This is a genomic window from Devosia sp. (assembly GCF_035944845.1).
Classification (GTDB): domain Bacteria; phylum Pseudomonadota; class Alphaproteobacteria; order Rhizobiales; family Devosiaceae; genus Devosia_A.
On sequence record NZ_DASZAW010000040.1, the window covers coordinates 1 to 3,226 of the forward strand.

At 65.8% G+C, this 3,226-nt stretch carries 1 protein-coding gene; it reads right to left on the reverse strand.

Features of this window, described 5'->3' with window-relative positions:
* Nucleotides 1-288: 288 nt before the first annotated feature.
* On the reverse strand, nucleotides 289-3,226 hold a 2,938-nt coding region (locus VGV07_RS06650), incomplete at its 5' end, for an EAL domain-containing protein (protein ID WP_326867905.1).

The following is a 3,226-nucleotide window of genomic DNA, read 5'->3' on the forward strand; positions in this document are numbered from 1 at the left end:
GCCCTGCTCACGCAGAACCGCCTATGGGAGCCTACTCAGCCCAAAACAGCTTGACCGAGAACACAGATGCTCTCTTGCGAAAACTAAGGACTTAGCTTCGCTAAGCCCAAGTTTTCGCTTTCTCCCCCGCCAAGGGGGAGATGATCAGTGGCCTCCATCAGCACCTGAGTATCAGTCGGGACTCTCCCCCTTGGCGGGGGGAGAAAGCGATTTCTTAGGTTTAGCCGTTTGGCTAAGCCTTAGAAATCGCAAGAGAGGGGGTGCGGAGCCAGAGGTGCGCCCCCGCCCCTACTTCCCGCTGAACTGGCTCTGCAGGCGCTTGCCCAGTTCCTGGCCGCTCATCGCGGCGCCGAAGGCATAGCCCTGGGCGTATTGGCAGTTGAGCTGCTGCAGGCGCTCGATTTCCTCGATGGTCTCGACGCCCTCGGCGATGACGCTGAGATCGAGTTCGGTGGCGAGCGTGATGATGGCGCGGATGATCGGCACCTGGGTGTGGCTCATGCCGGTATCGTCGCCCAGCTGCACGAAGGCCGCCGGGATCTTGATGGTGTCGAACGGGAAGCGATGCAGGTAGCTGAGCGAGGAGTGCCCGGTGCCGAAATCATCGAGCGCCAGGCGAAGCCCGAGGGCCCGCAGCGCGTTCAGCACATAGGCCGAGTGCTCGGGGTTGCTCATCACCTGGCTCTCGGTGATCTCGAGCTTCAGGTGCCGGGCGATCTGGCGATGGTCGGAGACCAGCGCGCGCATGTCGTTGAGCAGCGACTCGGTGGCAAGCTGGGCCGGCGAAAGGTTGACCGAGACGAAGAAATCCTCGGGCAACGGCAGCGAAGCGGCCCATTCGCGGGCCTGGCCGGCAGCCTGCTCGAAGGCGACGCGGCCGAGGCGCTCGATCAACCCGGTGCGCTCGGCCAGCGGTACGAACTCCTCGGGTGCCACCACACCGCGCTGCGGGTGGTTCCAGCGCATCAGCGCCTCGCAGCCGGCAATGGTGCCGGAATGGATGTCCATGATCGGCTGGAACTGCACCGCCAGCTCGCCATGGCGCAGGCCGCGATCGAGATCCTCTTCGCCGGCCTTGGAATAGGCAGCGATGGAACGGGCCGAGGCGCGGAAGGCTTCGATACGGTCGCCACCCAGCCGCTTGGCGTAGTACATGGCGAGTTCGGCGTCGCGCAGCACGTCGGGCGCGGCAACCGGGTTGCCATCATAGATGGTGACGCCGATCGAGGCAGTGAGGCTCAGGTCGCGCTCGCCGAAGTTGAAAGGCGACTTGAGCGCCTTGCGGATCTGCTCGGCGGTTTCGGCGATCTTGCCGGCGGCCTGTTCGGAAGCAAGGATCACGCCGAACTGGTCGCCGCCGAGGCGGGCGACGGTATCGAGCGGACGCATGACGCGCGCCACGCGGCGCGAGATGGCAAGCAGTACGGAATCGGCGGCCGAGTGGCCGACCCGCTCCTCGAGCTCGGTGAAGCGATCGATGTCGATGAGGAACACCGCCGGCTTGGTGCCGTTGGGCAGGCGGGCGCGGACCAGAGCGCGCTCCAGCCGGTCGAGGAACAGCTGCTTGTTGGGAAGGCCCGTGAGGCTGTCATGCACGGCATCGTGCAGCAGGCGCTCGCGGCTGGCCCGGTCCTCGTTGACATCCTGCAAGGTGCCGACGATGCGGTTGACCTGGCCGTCGCCCCCGAGCACCGGTTTCACCCGCATGCGGAAAGTGCGGAAACTGCCGTCGTGGGCAGTGAGGCGCACGTCGGCCGAGACCTTGCCGCGGCGGAGCTCGACCAGCGTGTCGAAGGCGGTGCGGAAGCGGTCGCGATCCTCGGGGTGGACGCGGTCGAGCCAGCGCTTGATCGAGCCGCGCAGCGCGCCGCGGCGCTCGCCGAGGCGGGTGCCGAGTTCATCGGAGACAGCGACGCGGTCGCGCTCGATGTTCCAGTCGTAAACGAAATCGCCCGAGCCGGTGAGCGCCAGGGCGCGGCGTTCGACTTCCGAGAGCGTGCCGATCGACACCTGCCCTTCGGAGAAAGCGTGCTGCACCGAGGTGAAGCCCAACAGCATGACGATGAGCACCAAGCCGCCGGCGACGGCGGGCTGGGCCACGTCGTTGGAGACCTGGCCGGTGACCACCAGCCAGGCGTAGAACAGCCAGGCGATGTAGATGATCCAGGTCGGCACCAGCAGCACGGCGCGATCGTAACCGCGCAGCGCCAGGAGCAGGATCAGGAAGAAGCCGGTGATCCCCAGCAGCGCCAGCACCAGCCGCGCTACGGTCGCGGCGATCGAGGGCTGGAAGAAAGCAAAGCCGAACAGCGCCAGAAACACCACGACCAGTGCAAGCGCCAGGTGGATGAAGCGCAGGTGCCAGCGATGGAGGTTCAAATAGATGAACAGGAAGCCGAACAAGGTTGTGGCGATGCCGGCCTCGGCAGCGGCGCGGAAGGGTTGCATGGCGCCATTGGAAAGGCCGAGCAATGGGCCAAGCACGCCGAAATCGACTAAGAGGTAGATCAGCACCGCCCAGGAGAAGGCCGCGGTGGCCGGGAAGATGCCGCGCCCCTTGACCACGAACATGATGGTGAGAAACACAGCGGCGAGCGCCGCGACGCCGAGCACCACGCCGCGGAACAGGGTGAACGAGTTCACGTAATCGCGGTAGGCGTCGGGCTTCCAGAGGTAGAGCTCCGGCAGCGCTCCGCTCGACAGTTCGGCGACGAACGTGACGGTGGCGCCGGGGTCGAGCACCACCTCGAACACGTCGGCCTCGCGGTCGGTGAGGCGCGTCGGCCTGAGGCCGGCGCTCGGCGTCAGCACCTTGATCCGTTCGGCGCCGAGGTCGGGGCGGAACACGCCCGAGCCCGGCAGGCGGAAGAAGGGAGCGACCAGCAGGCGCTCGAGCTGCACGTCGGAATCGTTGCGCAGCGCGAACAGCGCCCAGTTAGGATTGGTGCCGCCGACCGAGGCCAGCACTTCGATACGGCGGATAATGCCGTCTTCGCCCGCCGCTGTGGACAGTTGCACCTTACCAGCTTCGCCGGGAACGATGTCGACCACACCGGTAAGGTTCACGGCGTTGACGTTCTCGGGGGCGGTGATGACGTCGAAGGCGGCAGCGGGAAGGGTCCCGACCAGCGCAAACGCAATACACATCGCGAGGTAGAGGATGTGACGCATTAGCTGAAAAATGGCCCTGCCGCAGTCATGGTTGGGGAACCTAGGTAACGGGGTT